At 57.0% G+C, this 18,552-nt stretch carries 14 protein-coding genes and 2 tRNA genes; 3 read left to right on the top strand and 13 right to left on the bottom strand.

Annotation, left to right across the window (positions count from 1 at the left end; genetic code table 11):
* Positions 1–2: 2 nt before the first annotated feature.
* From arc to ACMXX3_RS07330, 3 genes are all read right to left on the bottom strand, one after another.
* Entirely contained in the window at positions 3–1,688 is a 1,686-nt protein-coding gene (arc, locus tag ACMXX3_RS07340; protein ID WP_421084079.1) for a proteasome ATPase, read from the bottom strand.
* Between the two features lie 96 nt (positions 1,689–1,784).
* A complete protein-coding gene (locus tag ACMXX3_RS07335; RefSeq protein ID WP_421084078.1) occupies positions 1,785–2,810 on the bottom strand; it encodes a tRNA (adenine-N1)-methyltransferase in 1,026 nt (341 codons plus the stop codon).
* A 66-nt stretch (positions 2,811–2,876) separates the two neighbouring features.
* On the bottom strand, positions 2,877–4,016 hold the full coding sequence (locus ACMXX3_RS07330; RefSeq protein ID WP_421084077.1) for a site-2 protease family protein: 1,140 nt from the start codon (positions 4,014–4,016) through the stop codon (positions 2,877–2,879).
* Between the two features lie 120 nt (positions 4,017–4,136).
* Between ACMXX3_RS07330 and ACMXX3_RS07325 the strand changes: the two genes are divergently transcribed.
* The gene (locus ACMXX3_RS07325) at positions 4,137–5,030 is read left to right on the top strand and encodes a PAC2 family protein (RefSeq protein ID WP_421084194.1); all 894 of its coding nucleotides are present in this window, start codon (positions 4,137–4,139) and stop codon (positions 5,028–5,030) included.
* A gap of 98 nt (positions 5,031–5,128) precedes the next feature.
* On the opposite strand, the gene mshC is transcribed toward ACMXX3_RS07325, so the two are convergent.
* The 7 genes from mshC to ACMXX3_RS07290 all read right to left on the bottom strand — a co-directional run bounded on the left by mshC (position 5,129) and on the right by ACMXX3_RS07290 (position 11,507).
* On the bottom strand, positions 5,129–6,424 hold the full coding sequence (gene mshC / locus ACMXX3_RS07320) for a cysteine--1-D-myo-inosityl 2-amino-2-deoxy-alpha-D-glucopyranoside ligase (RefSeq protein ID WP_421084076.1): 1,296 nt from the start codon (positions 6,422–6,424) through the stop codon (positions 5,129–5,131).
* A gap of 109 nt (positions 6,425–6,533) precedes the next feature.
* On the bottom strand, positions 6,534–7,364 hold the full coding sequence (locus tag ACMXX3_RS07315; protein WP_421084075.1) for an undecaprenyl-diphosphate phosphatase: 831 nt from the start codon (positions 7,362–7,364) through the stop codon (positions 6,534–6,536).
* Between the two features lie 89 nt (positions 7,365–7,453).
* Complete coding sequence (locus ACMXX3_RS07310; protein WP_421084074.1) at positions 7,454–7,747, bottom strand: hypothetical protein; 294 nt, start codon at positions 7,745–7,747, stop codon at positions 7,454–7,456.
* Positions 7,748–7,973: 226 nt separating this feature from the next.
* Positions 7,974–8,936 (bottom strand): L-lactate dehydrogenase, encoded by a 963-nt coding sequence (locus ACMXX3_RS07305; RefSeq protein WP_421084073.1) that lies wholly within the window; start codon positions 8,934–8,936, stop codon positions 7,974–7,976.
* A 283-nt stretch (positions 8,937–9,219) separates the two neighbouring features.
* Positions 9,220–10,737, bottom strand: coding sequence for a protein adenylyltransferase SelO family protein (locus tag ACMXX3_RS07300; RefSeq protein ID WP_421084072.1), 1,518 nt, complete (start codon positions 10,735–10,737; stop codon positions 9,220–9,222).
* Between the two features lie 239 nt (positions 10,738–10,976).
* Positions 10,977–11,062 (bottom strand) — tRNA-Leu (locus ACMXX3_RS07295).
* A gap of 359 nt (positions 11,063–11,421) precedes the next feature.
* Positions 11,422–11,507 (bottom strand) — tRNA-Leu (locus ACMXX3_RS07290).
* Between the two features lie 189 nt (positions 11,508–11,696).
* Here ACMXX3_RS07290 and pepN point away from each other — a divergent pair.
* Positions 11,697–14,339, top strand: a complete 2,643-nt coding sequence (pepN, locus tag ACMXX3_RS07285) for an aminopeptidase N (protein WP_421084071.1) — start codon at positions 11,697–11,699, stop codon at positions 14,337–14,339.
* Between the two features lie 151 nt (positions 14,340–14,490).
* The gene (locus tag ACMXX3_RS07280) at positions 14,491–15,669 is read left to right on the top strand and encodes a hypothetical protein (RefSeq protein WP_421084070.1); all 1,179 of its coding nucleotides are present in this window, start codon (positions 14,491–14,493) and stop codon (positions 15,667–15,669) included.
* A gap of 185 nt (positions 15,670–15,854) precedes the next feature.
* Here ACMXX3_RS07280 and ACMXX3_RS07275 read toward each other — a convergent pair whose 3' ends face one another.
* The 3 genes from ACMXX3_RS07275 to ACMXX3_RS07265 form a co-directional block, all read right to left on the bottom strand.
* Positions 15,855–17,036 (bottom strand): LCP family protein, encoded by a 1,182-nt coding sequence (locus tag ACMXX3_RS07275; RefSeq protein WP_421084069.1) that lies wholly within the window; start codon positions 17,034–17,036, stop codon positions 15,855–15,857.
* Positions 17,037–17,231: 195 nt separating this feature from the next.
* On the bottom strand, positions 17,232–17,492 hold the full coding sequence (locus ACMXX3_RS07270; protein ID WP_237189067.1) for a type B 50S ribosomal protein L31: 261 nt from the start codon (positions 17,490–17,492) through the stop codon (positions 17,232–17,234).
* 190 nt (positions 17,493–17,682) lie between these two features.
* Complete coding sequence (locus tag ACMXX3_RS07265; protein WP_421084068.1) at positions 17,683–18,552, bottom strand: TrmH family RNA methyltransferase; 870 nt, start codon at positions 18,550–18,552, stop codon at positions 17,683–17,685.

Raw genomic sequence — 18,552 nt, 5'->3', positions numbered from 1 at the left:
GGCTATACCCCCTGAGCAGAATTGATGGAGCGGGCTGGAGCGGCATTTAGGACACGCAGGCGAATACTGAGGGTTGAAAGGACGTCCTCAATCTCGCTAATCTGGGGCACCTCAACCTGGTCCTCAAATTCGGAGCGCACCGCCTCAAGCAGGTGCTCGGTGGTAATACCTTCAGCCCCGGTAGACAGATAGGACTTGATAGCCTGCTTCTTTGCCTGATCGACAATATTGCGAATCACGGCACCCGACAGGAAGTCCCCGCGGAAGAGCCAGCGGCTCACCCCGTTCTCCAAATCAACGGTGATGTAGCGGTTAGCCGGTTCAGCTGAGAAGAGATGGTCAATCACAGTCTCAATCATGGCTGTAACTGCCTGCTGCTGAGAACCTGCCTGAGCCACCTCAGCCTGACTAATGGGCAACTTTTCAGTCAGGTAGAGACCAAAAATCTCGGCAGCTCCCACCCGATCAGGTCGGTTGATCCTGATTTTCACGTCGAGACGCCCGGGGCGCAAAACGGCTGGATCAATCATGTCCTCCCGGTTGGTCGCCCCGATGACAATGACGTTATCTAGGCTCTCAACACCGTCAATTTCAGCAAGGAGCTGGGGAACGATAGTGGTTTCAACATCGGATGACCGCCCTGAACCGCGGGTGCGGAAGAGGGATTCCATTTCGTCAAAGAAAACCACCACAGGGTGGCCCGCCCGGGCCTTATCGCGGGCAGCTGAGAAAATATCGCGGATCTGACGCTCGGTCTCACCCACGTACTTATCCAGTAGCTCCGGGCCCTTGATATTCAGGAAGTAGCCGGTTTTCTTGCCGTCGTCCGAAAGCTCAGCAGCACGGGCGGCCAGGGAATTAGCCACAGCCTTAGCAATCAGAGTCTTGCCGTTACCGGGAGGCCCGTACAGCAGAATACCCTTGGGTGGGGTCAACTCATATTGCCGGTAAATATCGGGGTGCAGGAAAGGCAACTCCACTGCATCACGAATGAGGTCAATCTGGGCTCCCAAACCACCGATATTGTCATAGGTAATATCGGGTACCTCTTCAAGAACCATATCCTGAGCCTCAGCCAGGGGCACCAGGGAGGTCACCATCTGCACCCGAGAATCGTAGGTGACAGTATCCCCCACCCGCAAAGAATCCGGATCAAGGTTTCCTGAAATACGGGCAACCATCTTGGTCTGATTTGGAAGCTCAACCAGAACATGACCTGGGTCAAGGACCTCCCTGACCATCACGACGTCCCCAAAACCCTCAAAACCAAGGGAAAGAACGACCTGAGAATACTCATTGAGCAGGACGGTCATCCCCGGCTTCAGCTCAGCCAGCTGGACCAAGGGGGAACAAGCAACCCGCACTAGGCGGCCCCCCATCATGACGTCCAGGCTCTCCTCAACCTCAGCCGGGCTCTTACCGTCGGCAAGATCCTGGTAGGTCATCCGGGCACCATTGACCGAAAGCACCACCGCAGAGTTCAGGGGAGGAACGACCTCTTGTGCCAGGGCCATCCGCATGTGCTCAATCTCGTTCTTCGCCCGAGTTAGAGCCGTCACCAGCTTCTGGTTCTTCTCACCGGCAGCCCGCAACTGCCGGTCAAGGTTCCGGCGATTATCATTGGCAATATTGAGCTGCCTCAAAATGCGCTCATAGTCTGTCGATGAAACATTTACATGTTCAGCCATCGCTTCACTTCCTCACGCCAGAACCATTCAGCCCCGCAGGGCCAGTAGCCGGGGCCAAGAATTGTTAGATCGCTCAGCCCCGGCACCATATTCACTTTAGTTGTTTTCACTTTCAGCAACTGCCCGGGCAGCTGCCGACTTATCAGCCAAGCTCAAAGCATCGCGGCCGGCGCGACGCAGCTTTCGGTCAGACACATTGCGCTCGCCTAAGGCTGCCGGAGTCCAGGCATTGAGATCTTCTTCAGAGAAGTCAGTCTTAGAAGCCCGACGCTTGGGCGCCAGCCGCTCGGCCCCGTCCGCCAGGCGGCGGGCAGTAATCAGGAAGCCGGTGTGGGCAACCATGCGGTGGTCAGGGCGGACGGCCAATCCCTCAACGTGCCAGCCACGCACCATAGTCTCGTGGGACTCAGGCTCAGTAAAACGGCCATCAGCACGCAGGGCCTCAGCGACCCGGGACAGCTGGGTGACGGTAGCAACGTAGCAGATGACAACGCCACCGGGGGCTAGGGCAGTTGCCACAGCATCCAGGCACTCCCAGGGCGCCAGCATGTCAAGAACGGCCCGGTCTACAGAGCCCGGCTCCTCAACGTCGCCCAGGGTCTCTGCCAGATCTCCCAGGGTCAGGGACCAGGCGGGGTGCTGGCCACCGAAGAAGGTCTCGATATTGCCGCGGGCAATATCAGCAAACTCCTCCCGGCGCTCAAAGGAACGCAGGTGGCCCTTGTCGCCAACTGCACGGAGCAGGGCGATAGACAGGGCACCGGAACCAACACCTGCTTCAATAACACGGGCACCGGGGAAGATATCAGCCATGGTCACAATTTGACCTGCGTCCTTGGGGTAGACAACGGCAGCACCCCGGGGCATTGACAGAACAAAATCCTTGTAAAGGGGGCGAAGGGCCTGGAACTTGAAGCCCTCTGAATTCTCAAGAACAGTGCCTTCCACCTGGCCAATCAGTTCTGAGTGCTTGAAGAAACCGCGGTGGGAATGGTACTCACCGCCCTCAGCCAGGGTAATAGTGGTCATGCGGCCGCGTTCGTCAGTCAGCTGGACCCGCTCACCGGGACGGAAGGGGCCACGGCGGTTGATGCTACCTGTTGGGTTGGTCATGCTCTTCATATCTCTTTTCAGTCAAAATGTCTCACACCCATTGTCTCAGATAAATACCTGGACGGCATATGAAAGCTAGAGGGCTTTCTCACCAGCAAGGTTAATCATCTGTGATCGAAGGGCCTGAGCGGTGACCAGGCCCACCGGACGGCCGGAATCCTCTACAATCCAGGCCACAACGTCGTCCCTCTGCTCTTCGGGAAGCCGGTGGTAGGCGAACCCGTTGAATTCATCGACTGTATCCAGCAGGCCAGCCTGAACATCCATCGTGCGGGTCGCCAGGGGCTGGCCTAAAGCAGCCAAGGGCTGGGAGTCAAGGGTACCCACCGCAGCTTCCAGGGCAAAGGGCAGGACGACGGCGCTCGGCTCTAATCCGCCAGCTCCCAAATTTCGCAATAGGACGAGAGGGGACGCCCCATCCCAGGTCTGGGAGGCCTGGCCGATCAGGTCATCAGCAGGAGCAAATTGAACTGGAACCATCAGCTGGGAAGCCCGAAGTGGGTGATTTGGGTTGCGGTCCTCCCCCAGCCTTCGCAGGGAGTGGGAGGCCCCCGTCCACAGGTAGTAGCCAAGGAAGGCAGCTGCAATGAGGGCAAACATGGACTGCCAGGTCCCCGTCACCAGCAAAAAGCCCACCAGTAAAGCGATGAGGAGCAAGCCAGAGTAGGCAGTCACCCGGATTGCAACAGACCTGCGGCCCGTCAACATAAAGACCAGGGCCTCCAGAGCGTGACCCCCGTCTAAAGGAAAGGCAGGTACCAGATTAAAAATACCCACAGCACAATTCACCTGGGCAGCCAGGATGAAACCAAAGAAGTCTGCCGACCCCGTATTCCACCAGACCATATAGCAAAGAGCGGCTACCACGAAATTCACTATTGGCCCGCTGACTGCCACCCAGAAACTTGAGGAGGCTGAGGAGGTGTGCATTTTGGTATGCCCGCCCCACATATTCACGTTAATAGCGTGAACCCTCACACCCCGGGCATGAGCGACCGCAGCATGGGCCAACTCGTGAAGCAGGACGCCAACAGCTAGGGTTACCGCGGTGATAGCAGCTGCAAGGAACCCCTGGGCAGTCGTGAGGCTACGCCATGAAGCTAGATTGAGGCCGTATCCAATGATGACTACAGCCATCAAAGGAAACCAGGACGGCTTCACCACAATAGGTGCACCCACAAAACGACCAATGCGGATACCAGAACCCAAAACCATAGAACGAACCTTTTGTAGAACTACAGACAGGGCCGGGACCAACCCTTGTGCACCCCTAGTCTATGCAATAACCATCTCCCTCAGTGAGCAAGCTGCCCATCAGGTAAGATATGGGGGGTGATGAATCTACCGCTCCCTGTCGATGCCCTGGCCCATTTCCATGCCACATCAACTGCGCCTACCCACCCCCCGACCGTCCTGCTCGTAGCTTTCGACGGTTGGAATGACGCAGGTGAAGCCGCCACCGAATCAGTACGGAAAATCAACACCCACTACCAGGGTAGCCCCGCCCAGGGATTCAACCACGAGCACTACTACACTTTTACTGAAACCCGGCCCCTGCTCACCCCCAGCGCCGACGGCGGCTCTGAGCTGATCTGGCCCGAACTGAAGTTCACAGAAGCACAGACCACCTCCGGCACCCGGATTCTCACGCTCACTGGCCCCGAGCCCTCCCTGGCTTGGAAGAACTTCTGTGCAGACTTCTTTGCTTTTGTAGCCCAACACCAAGTTGACCTCGTGGTACTCTGCGGATCCCTGCTAGATGAAGTACCCCATACCCTACCCCTGCCCGTCGGCATCACCAGCTTTTCCCAGGCTGCCCTCGACCTCCCAGGCGTTCAGCCATCAACCTACAGCGGGGAAACGGGCCTGATCGGCGTTCTGGCCCATGAAGCCCCCCAGTACGGGGTCAATGCCCTCTCCCTATGGGTCTCAGTCCCCCACTATGTAGCCCACCCACCCCAGCCCAAGGCAGCATTTGCCCTGCTCTCCGCCCTTCAGCCCATCCTGGGCTTCCCCATGCCCCTGGAACATTTCCAGGACGAGATGATGCGCTGGGACCGGGCGGCAGACGATCTTCTGGACGACGAACCTGAGCTCAAGGCCTACGTCCAAAACCTCGAATCCGCCGCAGAAGCAGAGCGGGACATCAGCGATTTCAGCCAAATCGATATTGCCGCTGAATTTGAGAAATTCCTCAAGGACCGCAACGACGGTGAAGCCCAGGCCTAGCTTTCTGGTAGGCCACCTCACAGATCATCATCACAACAAAACCGCCCCCACCCCCGGCACGATAGCCAGGTGTGGGGGCGGTTTAGTCAATCCCTTTTCTACTCGGTGATATCTACACCCAGGCGAGCCATGAGCAAATCAGCCACCAGCTGACCGCCGGCACCACCGTGTTCAAGGGCAGAAAGGGCCCACTGGTCAATGGATACCAGGGCTGCAGGGGTATTGAGATCATCAGCCAACTGGGCGCGGACGGACTGCAGAAGGGCCAGGGCAGCCTCATCAGACTCACCGGGAGCTGCTGCCACAGCAGACCGGTAGAGGTCCAGACGGCCCGTAGCTTTCTCCAGGAGGGCATCGTCCCAGAACCAGTCGGTACGGTAGTGATTATCCATAATTGCCAGGCGAATGGCAGCCGGAGCCACCCCGGCAGCCCGAAGTTTAGAGACTAGAACCAGGTTGCCCAGGGACTTACTCATTTTCTCTCCGTCCAGCCCCACCATTCCGGTGTGCATAAAATGGCGGGCCATGGGCTGACCATTGAGGGCAAAGGAGTGGCTGGAACCCAAGTCATGGTGGGGGAAAATCAAGTCAGAGCCGCCCCCCTGAACCGAGAAAGGGGCACCCAGATACTGGCCAGAAATGACGCTGCACTCAATGTGCCAGCCGGGGCGGCCACGTCCAACTTCAGAATCCCAGGCCGGCTCACCGGGCCGCTCAACCCGCCACAAGAGAGGGTCAAGGGCATGACGTTTACCAGGACGATCCGGATCACCGCCCCGCTCTCCGAAGATGGTGAGCATTTCTTCCAGGCTGTAATGGGCCACCTGCCCCAGCTTCCAGGCACCCGGCTTGCCAGCCCCAGCCGCTTCAGCCGCCTCAAGATCAAAGTAAATATCCCCCTCGGGGTGGACGGTGCCGTCCTCGGCTGTAAAACCAGGCACCCGGTAAGCCACGCCGGCCTCCAGAAGACGGGCAACGGCGTCCGCAACCGCAGGAACGGAATCAACAACGCTGACATAGTGGTCTGGGGCGATGACGTTGAGAGCCACCATGTCGGTGCGGAAGAGCTCAGTCTGGTCTTCAGCTAACTCACGCCAATCAACCCCGGTCGCCTCGGCCCGCTCTAGCAGGGGGTCATCGACATCGGTCACATTCTGTACGAAGGTCACCGGCACACCGGCATCCCGCCAAGCCCTGTTCAAAAGGTCAAAAGCAACATAGGTGGAAGCATGGCCCATATGGGTGGCATCGTAGGGGGTAATACCACACACATACAGCCCGGCCTTCTCCTCCCGCTCTAGGGTCACCCGGTTACCTACGGCAGTATCAAAAACCGTGGGCAGGGGGGCCTGACCCGGCAGGGACGGAATGGTGGGCTGATCCCAAGCTCGCATGAACACCTCGCGTTCGTCGGGGCTTCACACTGAAGCCATACATTCTTTCTAGCTAAAACAATACCTGCCCGGAAAAACTTCCGGGCAGGTATCAAAAGTGACTCACGTCTTATGCAGCCAGTACGCCAACACCCAGCAGGATGTAGAGCACCAGGCCAAGGGCAATGCGGTACCACACAAAAATGCTGTAGCTCTTATTAGAAACGTACTTCAAGAACCACCCGATAATCAGGTAGCCCACCACGAAGCTCACCACAGTTGCCACCATGGTTGACCCAAAACCGTAGTAACCGGTAAAACCATCTGAAATGCTACCGGCCAGCTTGTACAGGCCGGACGCAAACACCGCAGGGATTGCCAGCAAGAAGGAATAGCGGGCAGCAGCTTCGCGGGTATAGCCCATCAGCAAACCCGCCATAATGGTGCCACCGGAACGAGAAACACCCGGCACCAGGGCCAGGGCCTGGGCGAAACCAAACAGGATGCCGTGCTTGACGGTCAGGTCCTTAATCTCGCGCTGTTCCTTGCCGATTCGGTCTGCGATACCCAGGAAGACTGCAAAAACAATCAGCATGGTCGCAGTGATCCAGAGGCTGCGGAAGGTTGAATCAATATAATCTTCCAGCAACAAACCCAAAATCGCGATCGGCAGGGAGCCAATGATAATGAACCAACCCATCCGGGCGTCAGGGTCCTTCTTATCAACCTTACCGACCAGAGAACCGAACCAGTTCTTAATAATGCGAACGATGTCCTTCCAGAAGAACACCAAAACAGCCGCCTCAGTACCCAGCTGGGTAATGGCGGTAAAGGCCGCGCCGGGGTCTTCTCCGTTCGGCAGGAACTGCCCCACGATACGAATATGACCCGATGACGAAATCGGCAAAAACTCAGTTAAACCCTGGACGAAACCCAGGATAATTGCTTGTATCCATTCCACAACCAAAAACTCTACGCGAGTGAAACAAAAAGCACAGCACCGCGCGCGGTGCTGTGCTTCGAATAACAGGTAAGACCCGCTACACAGGTCTACTTCTCGTCGTCGCTCTGGTAGTACTCAACCTCATCGACGTCATCATCTTCGTCGTAGTCATAGTCGTATTCTTCGTCTTCATCATCGTCTTCGATGAAAACTTCCAGAGGGGTCACCTCTTCATAGGCCTCAAACAGGGCTTCTTCGTAGCGCTCAAAAGCGTTTGCGATGGCCACATAGGCGTTATCGACAGTTGCGTCGTGGTCGCCGCGGCTGTTGACGATAGCATTCAGGTGCTCATCCAGAGCTGAAACGAGGTTGGCCAGTTCGGCCCGAGGATTAGTACTCATACAGTAGACGTTACAGCCTTTTCACCCGACAAAGAAACACCAGGGGGCAAAGTCACACGATCCGTAGTTAACTAACCGGCTTGAGAGGGCAGCTGCCGGGAGCAGATGGGCCCGGTCGTCCTTTCCTCAGCTGGGTTAAACGAGGGGGTGCCCCGCACCTTCTGGTACGGGGCACCTGCTGGAATACGCTCGGTTCAAAGAACCTCACTAGGGGACTTTCAGTATATTAGAAACCCAGTGATGCCAATGAAGCATTGATAGCGTTAGCTGAAGCACGCAGACGCTCAACTTCTTCGTCGGTCATGGGGACGTCCAGGACCCGCTTGACGCCGTCACGGGAGACTACTGAGGGCAGGGAGAGGGCTGCTTCACCCTCGATGCCGTAGCGGCCGCGGATCTGGGTGGCTACGTTCAGGACGGCGTCCTGGCCGTGCAGGATGGCCTCTGCGATGCGGGTTGCTGAGATACCGATGGCGTAGTTGGTTGAACCCTTACCTTCGATGACCTTGTAGGCTGCCCGCATGGCCTGCTCAGCCAGTTCTTCCTTGACCTCGTCGGTGAAGACCTTTTCGCCTTCGTCGTTGGTCCAGTCGTTGAGGGGGACCATACCGATGTTGGCTGCTGACCAGACGGGGAACTCTGAGTCGCCGTGCTCACCGACGATGTTGGCGTGAACGGACTTGATAGACACTCCGGCCTTTTCGGCAATCAGCCAGCGGAGGCGGGATGAGTCCAGGACGGTGCCGGAAGCGAAGCAGCGCTCGGTGGGCAGGCCGGTAATCTTCTGGGCTACTACGGCCAGGACGTCACAGGGGTTGGTGACGATCATGAGGATGGCGTTGGGGGCGACCTCCATGACCTTGGGAAGCATGGACTTGAAGATGTTGACGTTGGCTTCGGCCAGTTCGAGGCGGGGCTGGCCGGGCTTCTGGCGGGCACCTGCGGTTACGATGATGAGATCGCAGTCGCGGAGGATTTCGACGTCTCCGGAGCCTGATACTGCTACTTCGTGGGCGAACATGGTGCCGTGGGCGATGTCCAGGCCTTCTGCTTCAGCGCGATCTCCGGCGATGTCGTAGATTACTACTTCGTCAGCTGCACCGCGCAGGGTTGCTGCGTAGGCGGTTGCTGAGCCGACGCCACCTGCGCCGATTACGCCGAGCTTGGTGTGCTTCTTTTCGAGTGCCATGGTGGAGGTTTCCTTTCACAGAATCTGTGAGTGATTGCGTTGTTTGGTATGTCTCCAGTATGCCAGAAAAAATGACTGTTTATGTGGGTTTGTGTGTTGTTTATTTGGGGTTATCCCTACCTTAAGGGGGAATTTCCCCACAAAACCAAATAGGTTTGTTTTGACCCTTTGTGAAAGGTCACATTCACTCGCTCCCCACAGTCTGCATGAAGGAGCAAACTGCACCTAAGACACACCTACCCCTTCTGCCAACCGTCACTCTGATGAGACTTCACCACCACCTTTAGGTTCCACAGAAGCTGGTGAAGAAGCGGGATTCCGGCGGGGCACCTTCCAGATCCTCACATCCTGCCTGGCGCTCGAAAGGGCGGCTCACAACATCCAGAATACGCAGGATTGGCTCCCTATCCCCCGCCTCTACCTGCCGAAGCGCTGCCTCCAGGGCCAGGTTACGAGGAATATAGACCGGGTTATGCAGGGCCATCAGCTCCCGTGCCCGTTCAGGACTCGTGCCAGTTGCCAGACGGAGGGCCCCCACCTGCTCCTGCCACCTCAGCCCAAGATCACCCGTCAAGAGACAAGACCCCTCTGCCAAGGCCCTGAAAAACCCGGTAAAATCCAAGCCCTCGCGCTCTAGTAAACCCAGAGTTTGCTGCCCCAAACGTCCAACGTTGGCGCGGACGTCCTCGCCCACCCCATGCAGCTCAAGCCCCAACTTGGCTGCAAAAGCCTCGATCTGTCGCCCAACCACGTCCTCTTCATACTCAGAGATCACCCCGGTGGCCAGATGGATCGCCCGATTGGGATCCTTAGGGTCAATAAGATCCAGGAGGGTTTCGGCAAAACGGGAAAGGTTCCAGGCGGTAATCCCCGGCTGGTGGTTATAGGCATACCGACCCTGGCGGTCTATGGAGCTAAAAACCTTATCCCGCTCAAAAACATCAATAAAGGCACAGGGGCCGAAATCAATCGCCTCCCCTGAAATCGTGACGTTATCAGTATTGAGCACCCCGTGGACAAACCCCAGGGCCTGCCAGCTTGTCACCAAGCTAGCTTGGCTTTGCGCCACGGCCCGCAAAAGACTCAAAGCACGCTCGCCACTTGTTTCACCTGCGACAAGATGTGGATAGTGCCGGGCAAGGGCATAGTCAACCAATTGGCCCCTAACCTCCTGCGGGCAGTGATACTGGGCAAATTGGAAAGTACCAACCCGTAGATGACTAGCAGCTACACGAAGAACCAGGCCTGCTGGCTCCGGCTCGGGTGCCCGTCTCTGCACCTTCTCCCCGGTTTCAAAGACGGCCAGGGCCCTGCTGGTGGGAACCCCCAGAGCATGGAGGGATTCCCCTATGACAGCCTCTCGCCAGACTGCCGAGAGCGGGGCCTTGCCGTCCGAACCGGGGCGGGAGAAGGACGTCCGCCCGCTGCCCTTCAGGTGCAGGTCGACCCGGGTCGGACCCAAGCGGTGGGGGTGTGAACCCCCAGCACCTGGCACTACAAGTTCACCCACCATGTGGGCCCGCCCGTCCCCCAGCACGGGGGAAAGCTGGCCAAACTGGTAGCCCGAATAGGCCAGGGCATAGGTGGGGGCCCCTCCCCTGCCGGTCATCCAGGTAATCCCCGCTTCACTGCGAAGCCAACCTGAGTCGAGCCCCAGTTCCTGGGCAAGGTTTTCATTAAGCCAGGCTAGACGGGTTCCTTGCGGAATATCTGGCTGAGCAGGGTGGGCTAGGCCAGGGAAGGTTTCCCTGTAGGTATGCTCTAGGGGTGGGGCGGACGTACGGGCTTCAGTAGGTTGCATAGGGCAAGTCTATCGCCCTCTCGTAGGCAATAATTTGTGGGTTAGGGGCTGGAAGCTGCGCACCAGCTCAAAATTTTTTCCCAGGCGCCAGCCGAAAATAATCAGTTTAACTGATGAGTAAAGTTGATAAACCATAGCTTCCAAGTGAAACAGAGCGCCTGAAAAGCCTGGAAAGGCAAAAAGAAACCGACTCCTGTTTCCAGGAGCCGGTTTCTTCTCTATCCCAAATTGGGTTCTTGTGCGCGAGGGGGGACTTGAACCCCCACCCTCTAATACGAGGACTAGCACCTCAAGCTAGCGCGTCTGCCTATTCCGCCACCCGCGCAAGGTGTCATGCAGACTTCTTTCAAAGTCGTGCTGGCAACGAATAAATACTATACACAGGTGTATAGGTTTATGCAAACCAAAGTAACCCCATATCCTATAAGCTCCACCACATCCTGCGTGAACCCTACCCTAAGAACCTGGGCGCAACTTTTCTAGCTTTCCACCTTATCTGCCTATAACCCGAGGGTGTGGTGGTGCGGCGTGTTTGGGGTGGCCGTGGTGGGTGACGCGTCCGGGGTGGGACACACTTTTCTGCCTATAACCCCAAGTAGCACCCACTACCAGGTACACCGGACACAAAAAACCGGCCCCCGTTTCCAGGAGCCGGTTTCTTCTCTATCCCAAATTGGGTTCTTGTGCGCGAGGGGGGACTTGAACCCCCACCCTCTAATACGAGGACTAGCACCTCAAGCTAGCGCGTCTGCCTATTCCGCCACCCGCGCAAGGTGTCTTGCAGACTTCTACCGAAGTCGTGCTGGCAACGAGTAATTACTATACATTAGCCTGCCAGCTTTGCAAAATCCGTCCGCCCCACCCCAGGAACCTCGAAAGACCGACCCAAGCCCTCGCAGCCAGTACGAAAGCCCAGGTGGGAGGTAGACCTTACCCACAAGGAGGGCTAAGATGGTGACGTGAATAACGAAAATTTGACTCAAGAAGAAGCTGCCCTCCGCGCTTCCCTCATTGCCATTGATCACTACGACGTCCACATCGACCTCACCAACGCCGGTGCAGAGTTCGAAACCTACCCCGTAGCCATGACCGTCCGGTTCACCGCAGAACCCGGCTCTAGCACCTTTATCGACTACATCCACCAGTCCATTGACTCCATCAAGCTCAATGGCGAGCGCCTCCCACTTGAGCAAGTGGTTGAGGGCTCTCGTATTCTTTTGCCTGGTTTGCTGGCTGAGAATGTGTTGACGATCAAGGGCCGGTCCTATTTCAGCCGCTCAGGCGAAGGTCTGCACCGCTACATTGACCCCGCCGACGGCAAGATTTACCTCTACACCCAGTACGAACCCGCCGACTGCCGCCGGGTTTTCCCTAATTTTGAGCAGCCCGATTTGAAGGCTGTCTTCAATTTCCGTATCACGGCTCCTAAGAGTTGGGTGGTGAGCTCCAATGGTGAGTTGGACCGGGAGATTGATGATCCGTCTGATTCTTCTATTTCTAAGCGGGTCTTCAAGCCCACTGCCCGTATCTCCACCTACATCACCGCGCTTGTGGCTGGTGAGTACTTTACCGCTTTCGATACTTATACCCCTGCGTCCGCCGTCAATTCCGGGCCTATCCCCCTGGTTGCCTATTGCCGCCAGTCCCTCAAAGAGCATTTTGACTACCAGAACATTTTTACTGTGACCAAGCAGGGTTTGGATTTCTTCCAGGACCTCTTTGATTACGCCTACCCCTACCCCAAGTACGAGCAGGCCTTTGTGCCCGAGTACAACCTGGGGGCGATGGAAAACCCGGGGCTCGTAACCTTTACCGAGGGTTATATTTATGTGGCTGGTGCGGATGAATCTCAGTTGGAAAGCCGGGCCAATGTCATTTGTCACGAGATGAGTCACATGTGGTTTGGTGATTTGGTGACGATGAAGTGGTGGAACGACCTGTGGTTGAAAGAGTCTTTTGCTGACTTTATGGGGCATTTGGGTGCTGCTGAGGCCAACGGCTATAAGGACGCCTGGGTCACCTTTGCCAATTCCCGCAAGGCCTGGGCTTATCGCCAGGACCAGCTACCGACTACCCACCCCATTGTCGCTGACATTCCCCACCTTGAAGCCGCCCGCCAGAACTTTGACGGCATTACCTACGCCAAGGGTGCGAGCGCCCTGAAGCAGCTGGTGGCTTATGTTGGGTTTGATCAGTTTGTTGAGGCTGCGCGGGTTTACTTTAAGCGGTTTGCTTGGGGTAATACGACTCTTGATGATTTCTTGGGTGTTCTTGATGAGGTTTCTGATCGGGATGTGCGCACCTGGGCTGAGGCCTGGTTGAAGACCAGTGGTTTGTCTGAGCTGTCGTGTGAGCGTGTAACCGGTACTGATGGTTCTGTGAAGCTGGTGGTGCGTCAGGTGCTGCCTGAGGGTGTGCCGCTTGAGCTGGGTCGTCCGCACCTGTTGAAGATTGCCCTGTTCGCGTCAGAGGGTGGGCGTCTGGTGCCTACGGGTGTGGTGTCGGCTGATATTCCTGTGGGTCAGAATGAGGTGCAGGTTGAGTTGACTCAGCAGGAGCAGGCTCTTGTGGCTGCTGCTGATGTGGTTTTGCTCAATGCTGAGGATTTGACCTATGCCAAGGTTGCCCTGTCGGAGGCTGATGGGCTTGAGTTTGCTTTGAGTCAGGTGTCGACGGTGGAGGATGCCCTGTCGCGCGGCCTGCTGTGGGGTAGCTTGTGGAATATGGTGCGAGATGGCCGTCTTGAGGGATCTCGTTTTGTTCAGGCTGTGGGGCAGGCTGCTTCACAGGAGAGGTCTGCGACCTTGCTGTCTAACCTGTTGGATCAGGCCCAGGCTGTTATTAGTCTCTATACCCCGGAAGGGCAGCGGGAGTTTTTGTGGGATGCCCTGTATACGGCTCTTGCTCAGGCTCTGGAGTCGGCTGAGTCTGGGAGTGATGAGCAGTTGATTTTGGTGCGGGCTGTTCTTGCTGTGTCTGCCCATTCTGCCTTGGGTCTTGAGTTTGCTCAGGAGGTTGCCCGGGGTGCCCGTGAGGATGTGCCTGGTTTCTTGCCGGGTGCGGACGGGGTGAAGTTCAGCCAGACTTTGGGTTGGAAGTCTTTGGGGGCTTTGGCTGTGCAGCAGCAGGTGACCTCTGAGGAGCTGAAGGAGGCGAGGTGTTTCCGTCCTTCTGCTACTGCTGAGCGTGGGTTTGCCTTTGCTCAGGCTGCTTTCTCAACTGGTGAGGCTAAGGCGGCTGCTTGGTCGGCGGTGACTGAGGACCTGAGCCTGTCTAATGAGTTGTTGACGGCTACGGCTTCGGGTTTCCAGCATGGGCCTGAGGATTTGCGGCGGTCCTACCGCTCTGCTTATTTTGACTTGCTTGCCCCGACGTGGGCTGGGCGTTCTGGTGGTATGGCTACCCGGGTTATTCGCGGTCTGTACCCCAATGTTGAGCTGGCCGAAGGTAGCGAATCTGACCACCCGGTCGTCCTGGCAACCCAGAATTGGCTTCAGGCCCATCAAGATGCTCCTTCGGCCTTGCGCCGATTGGTCATTGAGTTGCTTGATGATGCCCAGCGGATTTTGCGGGCCCAGGCTGCTAACCTGCAAGTTGACTAGTCGCTGAAGGAGAGGTTGATTACCCCCCTAGTGGGGGGCTGCCTCAAAATATGGGAAGAAAGCCGGTTTTGGGTTGCTTGTGTGCGAACCAAAACCGGCTTTTCGTGAGAAGCTATAAAGAGTAAGTTTTATCGTCAATAAGGAGCAGGCTGTGGCCGACTATGTGCTGGGCGATCGTGGCAGCGTCACCATCATCACCGATGATTTTTATGATGCCGAGATTCTTCAAATTTTTGAAGAACTTCACATTGATCGCGAAAAGGTGTGGCACGGTGAGGCCCATCTGGTGCCCGAACCTGATAACCCCTACCAGCCCAATGCTATTGCCGTCTATGTTGATGATTTGAAGGTTGGCCGTTTCACCCCGGAGACTTCAGCAGCTTATTGGGCTCCTATTACCCGGGTTGTTGCTTCCGGTTACTCCCCTGTTGCCCAGTTGCAGCTGTCAGCTGTTCTGCGTGGTTCTAGCGGTGAAACCCATATTGAGAGTAGCGGCGTGCTGTCTCTGAGCGCACCAGGCTCCCTCTTTCCGCTCAACAATGCCCCGACCCAGGCCACCCTCCTACCCCAGGGGCCTTCCATGAAGGTGCTGGACGAAAAGAACCACTCGGAGTACCTGCATTCCATCCTTCCCCCGTCCGGTGAAGGGCGGGTCATACTCAGCCTGGAGAACAACCAGATTAAGCTGGCGGACGGACGCGTGGTGGACTCGGTCGATGTCCTCCACGACCGCAAGGTGGTTGGTCGCCTCTCCACCCAAATCTCAGAACAGCTGGCTCCGGTCATCCGGTATGCCTATGACCACAACAAGCTCACCAGCGCCTGGGGCACCATTCGGGGCAACGCCTTTGAGCTGTCTTTGACGGTACAGGCTGTGCGAGCAGCAGATATCCCGGCCGACTGGTTCGAGGACCTTCCCAACTACCTGCCCGAGTTGCTTGCACCTGCTCCCGCCTACGACGTCCCTGCGGCCTACATCGCCACCGAAGGGGAAAACCAGCGGGGAACTGTGCCTAAGAAGAAGCGCACCCTTCTTCCGGCCCGCACCAGCTCCCCGGCACCGACTGTTGATACAAGCGACCAGGTAGAGGCTGCTGAAGGTACTGAAAGCAACCCGCCGGCCTCCCTTGGCCTGCAACGGATTTCCGTCCTGCTTGGCATTGCCGGTGGCCTAACCCTTGCCATCGGTCTTGTCACCATTTTCTATAAGCCTATGCTCGGAATCCTCTGCGTGGTTCTGGGGGCCTCAGTTGCCTTTGCAGCCCTCTTCTTTGGCCGCGATAATTCCTTCACCGACGACGAAGTTTCAGAAGATCCCTTCGAGAACTAGCTTCATTTAGCACAAGAGCGGGGGTGGCTTTGGGCCGCCCCCGCTCTTGTGTTTTTGCCCGGCTGCCCTTCGCATTTTGATTACACCGGCCTTCCCCTCCTGGCATTCCAGCTAAACAAGGGGCAGATACCTTGTGAGGTACCTGCCCCTTGTCTTACCCACTATTGGGGTAGGGTGTCTTTGATTTAGTCAGCTCCGTAGGAAGCAACGAAATTATTCATGCTTCCACTCTTCATAGCCTGGGACATGGCTGAGGTTGCAGCTGCATCAAGCACCACAATGGACTGGCCGTTCCAGGACCAGCCGGTACCAGCATTGGGCAAGGTCATTGTCACCAGCTGGGTATTGCCGTTGGCCAGCACAGGCTGGGCAATACTCACAATCTGGGAGGGGCTCAGACCGGAGTCAACGCTCATGTAGGGGGCAACTGACTGAACTGCCGGCAGGAGTTTAGCTGCAGAAGACATAGCACCTTCTGAACGCAGTTTGTTGTACACACCGCGAATAAAGGCCCGCTGGTTGACAACACGCTGGTAGTCGCCGTTGGAGAAGGTGTACCGCTCACGCACAAAAGCCAGAGCCTGGTTACCGTTCATGCTATTGACGCCAGCGGTGAAGGTGTAGGGGGTAGCACCGGAGGTAGTAAACCCAACGGGGACGTTGACGTCCACCCCGCCCAAGGTGTTCACCAGGGCCTTGAAGCCCTCAAAATCAATTTCTGCCACATGGTCCATGCGGATACCCAGCAGCTGCTCAATGGTAGCCACCTGCAAGGCAACACCACCGTAGTTCAAAGCAGCGTTCACCTTAGCAGAGCCGTAACCGGGAATGTTGACCCAGGTATCACGCATCACCGAAATCAGGTAAGCGGCAGAACCATCAGCAGGAATATGCAGCACCATGATGGTGTCAGCGCGAGAACCACTCACCCGGGTAGCAGCTTCACCGGAGCGCTGGTCGGACCCCAGCAGCAGAATATCGGTTGAGGCTGCGTTTTCAGGGCGGGCAGTCACCTGGCCACCTGAAACAGCATCTAGGATACCGTCGCCGTTACCATCACCCTCGGTGATATTAGTCTCCAGCCCAGCCCCCGAATTCTCTTCATTCTGAATTTCCTCGGTGACCACAGCATTTTCTTCAACGAGCTTCTTAAGCTCCTCTTCACCGACCGGATCAACCTCAGCTACAGTGCCGTCCTCCAGGGGCATAGCCGTTTCAACGTCAAGTACGTCTGCCTGCTTCCAGGCACTGTTGAGCATAAAAAGGTAGGTGCCTGCCCCCAACAGGACCACCAGAAGGAGGGAAAGCACAATCCAAAGTAGGGGTTTGCGGCGTTTCTTTTGCGGTTCAGGTGCGGTAGTTGACATGGTTCCTTCCGGCTAAAGGTGGCATCCTGCAAACCAGCGTGCGACAGCTGGTGCAGGGCTCGAGTGCAATTTAGGTCAATTCTAGTTCTATACGGACGCAAAACACCCCGGTTTGGGCTGGAAGTCACTCAAACCGGGGTGTGATATTACGCGACTACCGCTGTTTTGTGAACGGTAGCGCGGGCACAAGAAAGACTAGGCCTTCTTGCCGCCGAAGCCTGCGAAGCGAGCGTTGAAGCGCTCAACACGGCCAGCGGCGTCCATAATGCGCTGCTTACCGGTGTAGAAGGGGTGTGAAGCTGAGGAGATTTCAACTTCAACGAGGGGGTACTCGTTGCCGTCTTCCCACTTTTCGGTCTTCTGAGAAGTCATGGTTGACTTGGTCAGGAAGGTCTCGCCTGATGCGAGGTCGCGGAAGAGGACGTAGTTGTATTCAGGGTGGATGCCAGCCTGCATGATATATACCTTCTTCTTGCCCTGGATTTTGCCAGTGCAAATCTTGTTGCTACCGGGGCGGGTGCCGACCGGTGGTTGCGGTTTACAACCGAGGCTCTACTCTACCACCTTTACCCCTGCTTATGGGCGGGGTTGGGGTGGCGAGTCAGTTAGCTTCTTCACGCACCGGCACAGCCAAGCAAGGGGAAGTCTAGCGGGGGCGGGTTTCCCAGAAGGCGACAGCGCTCGCTGCAGCCACATTCAGTGAATCGACCCCGTGGCTCATGGGAATTATGACGGTATGCTGGGTGGTTGCCAGGGTGCTCTTTGCTAGGCCGTGCCCCTCGGTTCCCAGAATCAGGGCAAGTTTCTGATCCCTACGTTCTGCCAGTTCGGTCAGACTCAGAGAGTCTTCCTCCAGGGCCAGAGCTGCGGTGGTAAAACCTGCTGAATGGAGGGTTTCCAGGGCCCCTGGCCAGGAGTCAAGACGGGCCCAGGGCACCTGGAAGACAGTGCCCATCGAAACACGAATAGAGCGGCGGTAGAGCGGATCAGCACAGCGCGGGGTCACCAGAACCAAATCAACATCGAGGGCTGCAGCCGACCGGAAAATGGCGCCAACGTTCGTGTGGTCTACGATGTCTTCCAGGATCGCGACGCGACGCACCCCCTCAAGTAGGGCCTGCAAGGGGGCAGGTTCAGGCCTAGCCATAGCTGCCAGGGCCCCGCGGTGCAGGGCAAAGCCGGTGACATGCTCCAGCTCGTCCTCACTGCCCACAAAGGCGGGGATCTCGGGGTGGGCCTGCAACACGTCGAGTAGGTCGTCCGCCCACTTCTCGCTCATGAGGAAGGACACCGGCCGGTGCCCAGCCGCTAGCGCCCGGCGAATGACCTTAGAGGATTCAGCAATGTAAATCCCCCATTCGGGTTCTTTGACGGAGCGCAGTTTGACGTCGGTCAGGTGGGTGTAGAAGCGGGTGGCGTCGTCCGGGGCTGAGCTGAGCGGACGTACGTTAGGCAGGGCAGCAACACGGGCAGAACGTTCTGCTAGCAGCTCAGGAGTGAGCTGTTTGGGTTTCAT

It is taken from the genome of Rothia nasimurium, assembly GCF_049068285.1.
Lineage (GTDB): Bacteria > Actinomycetota > Actinomycetes > Actinomycetales > Micrococcaceae > Rothia > Rothia nasimurium_I.
Note: the sequence above shows the minus strand (reverse complement) of the source record. Positions and strands in the feature narration are given on the sequence as shown.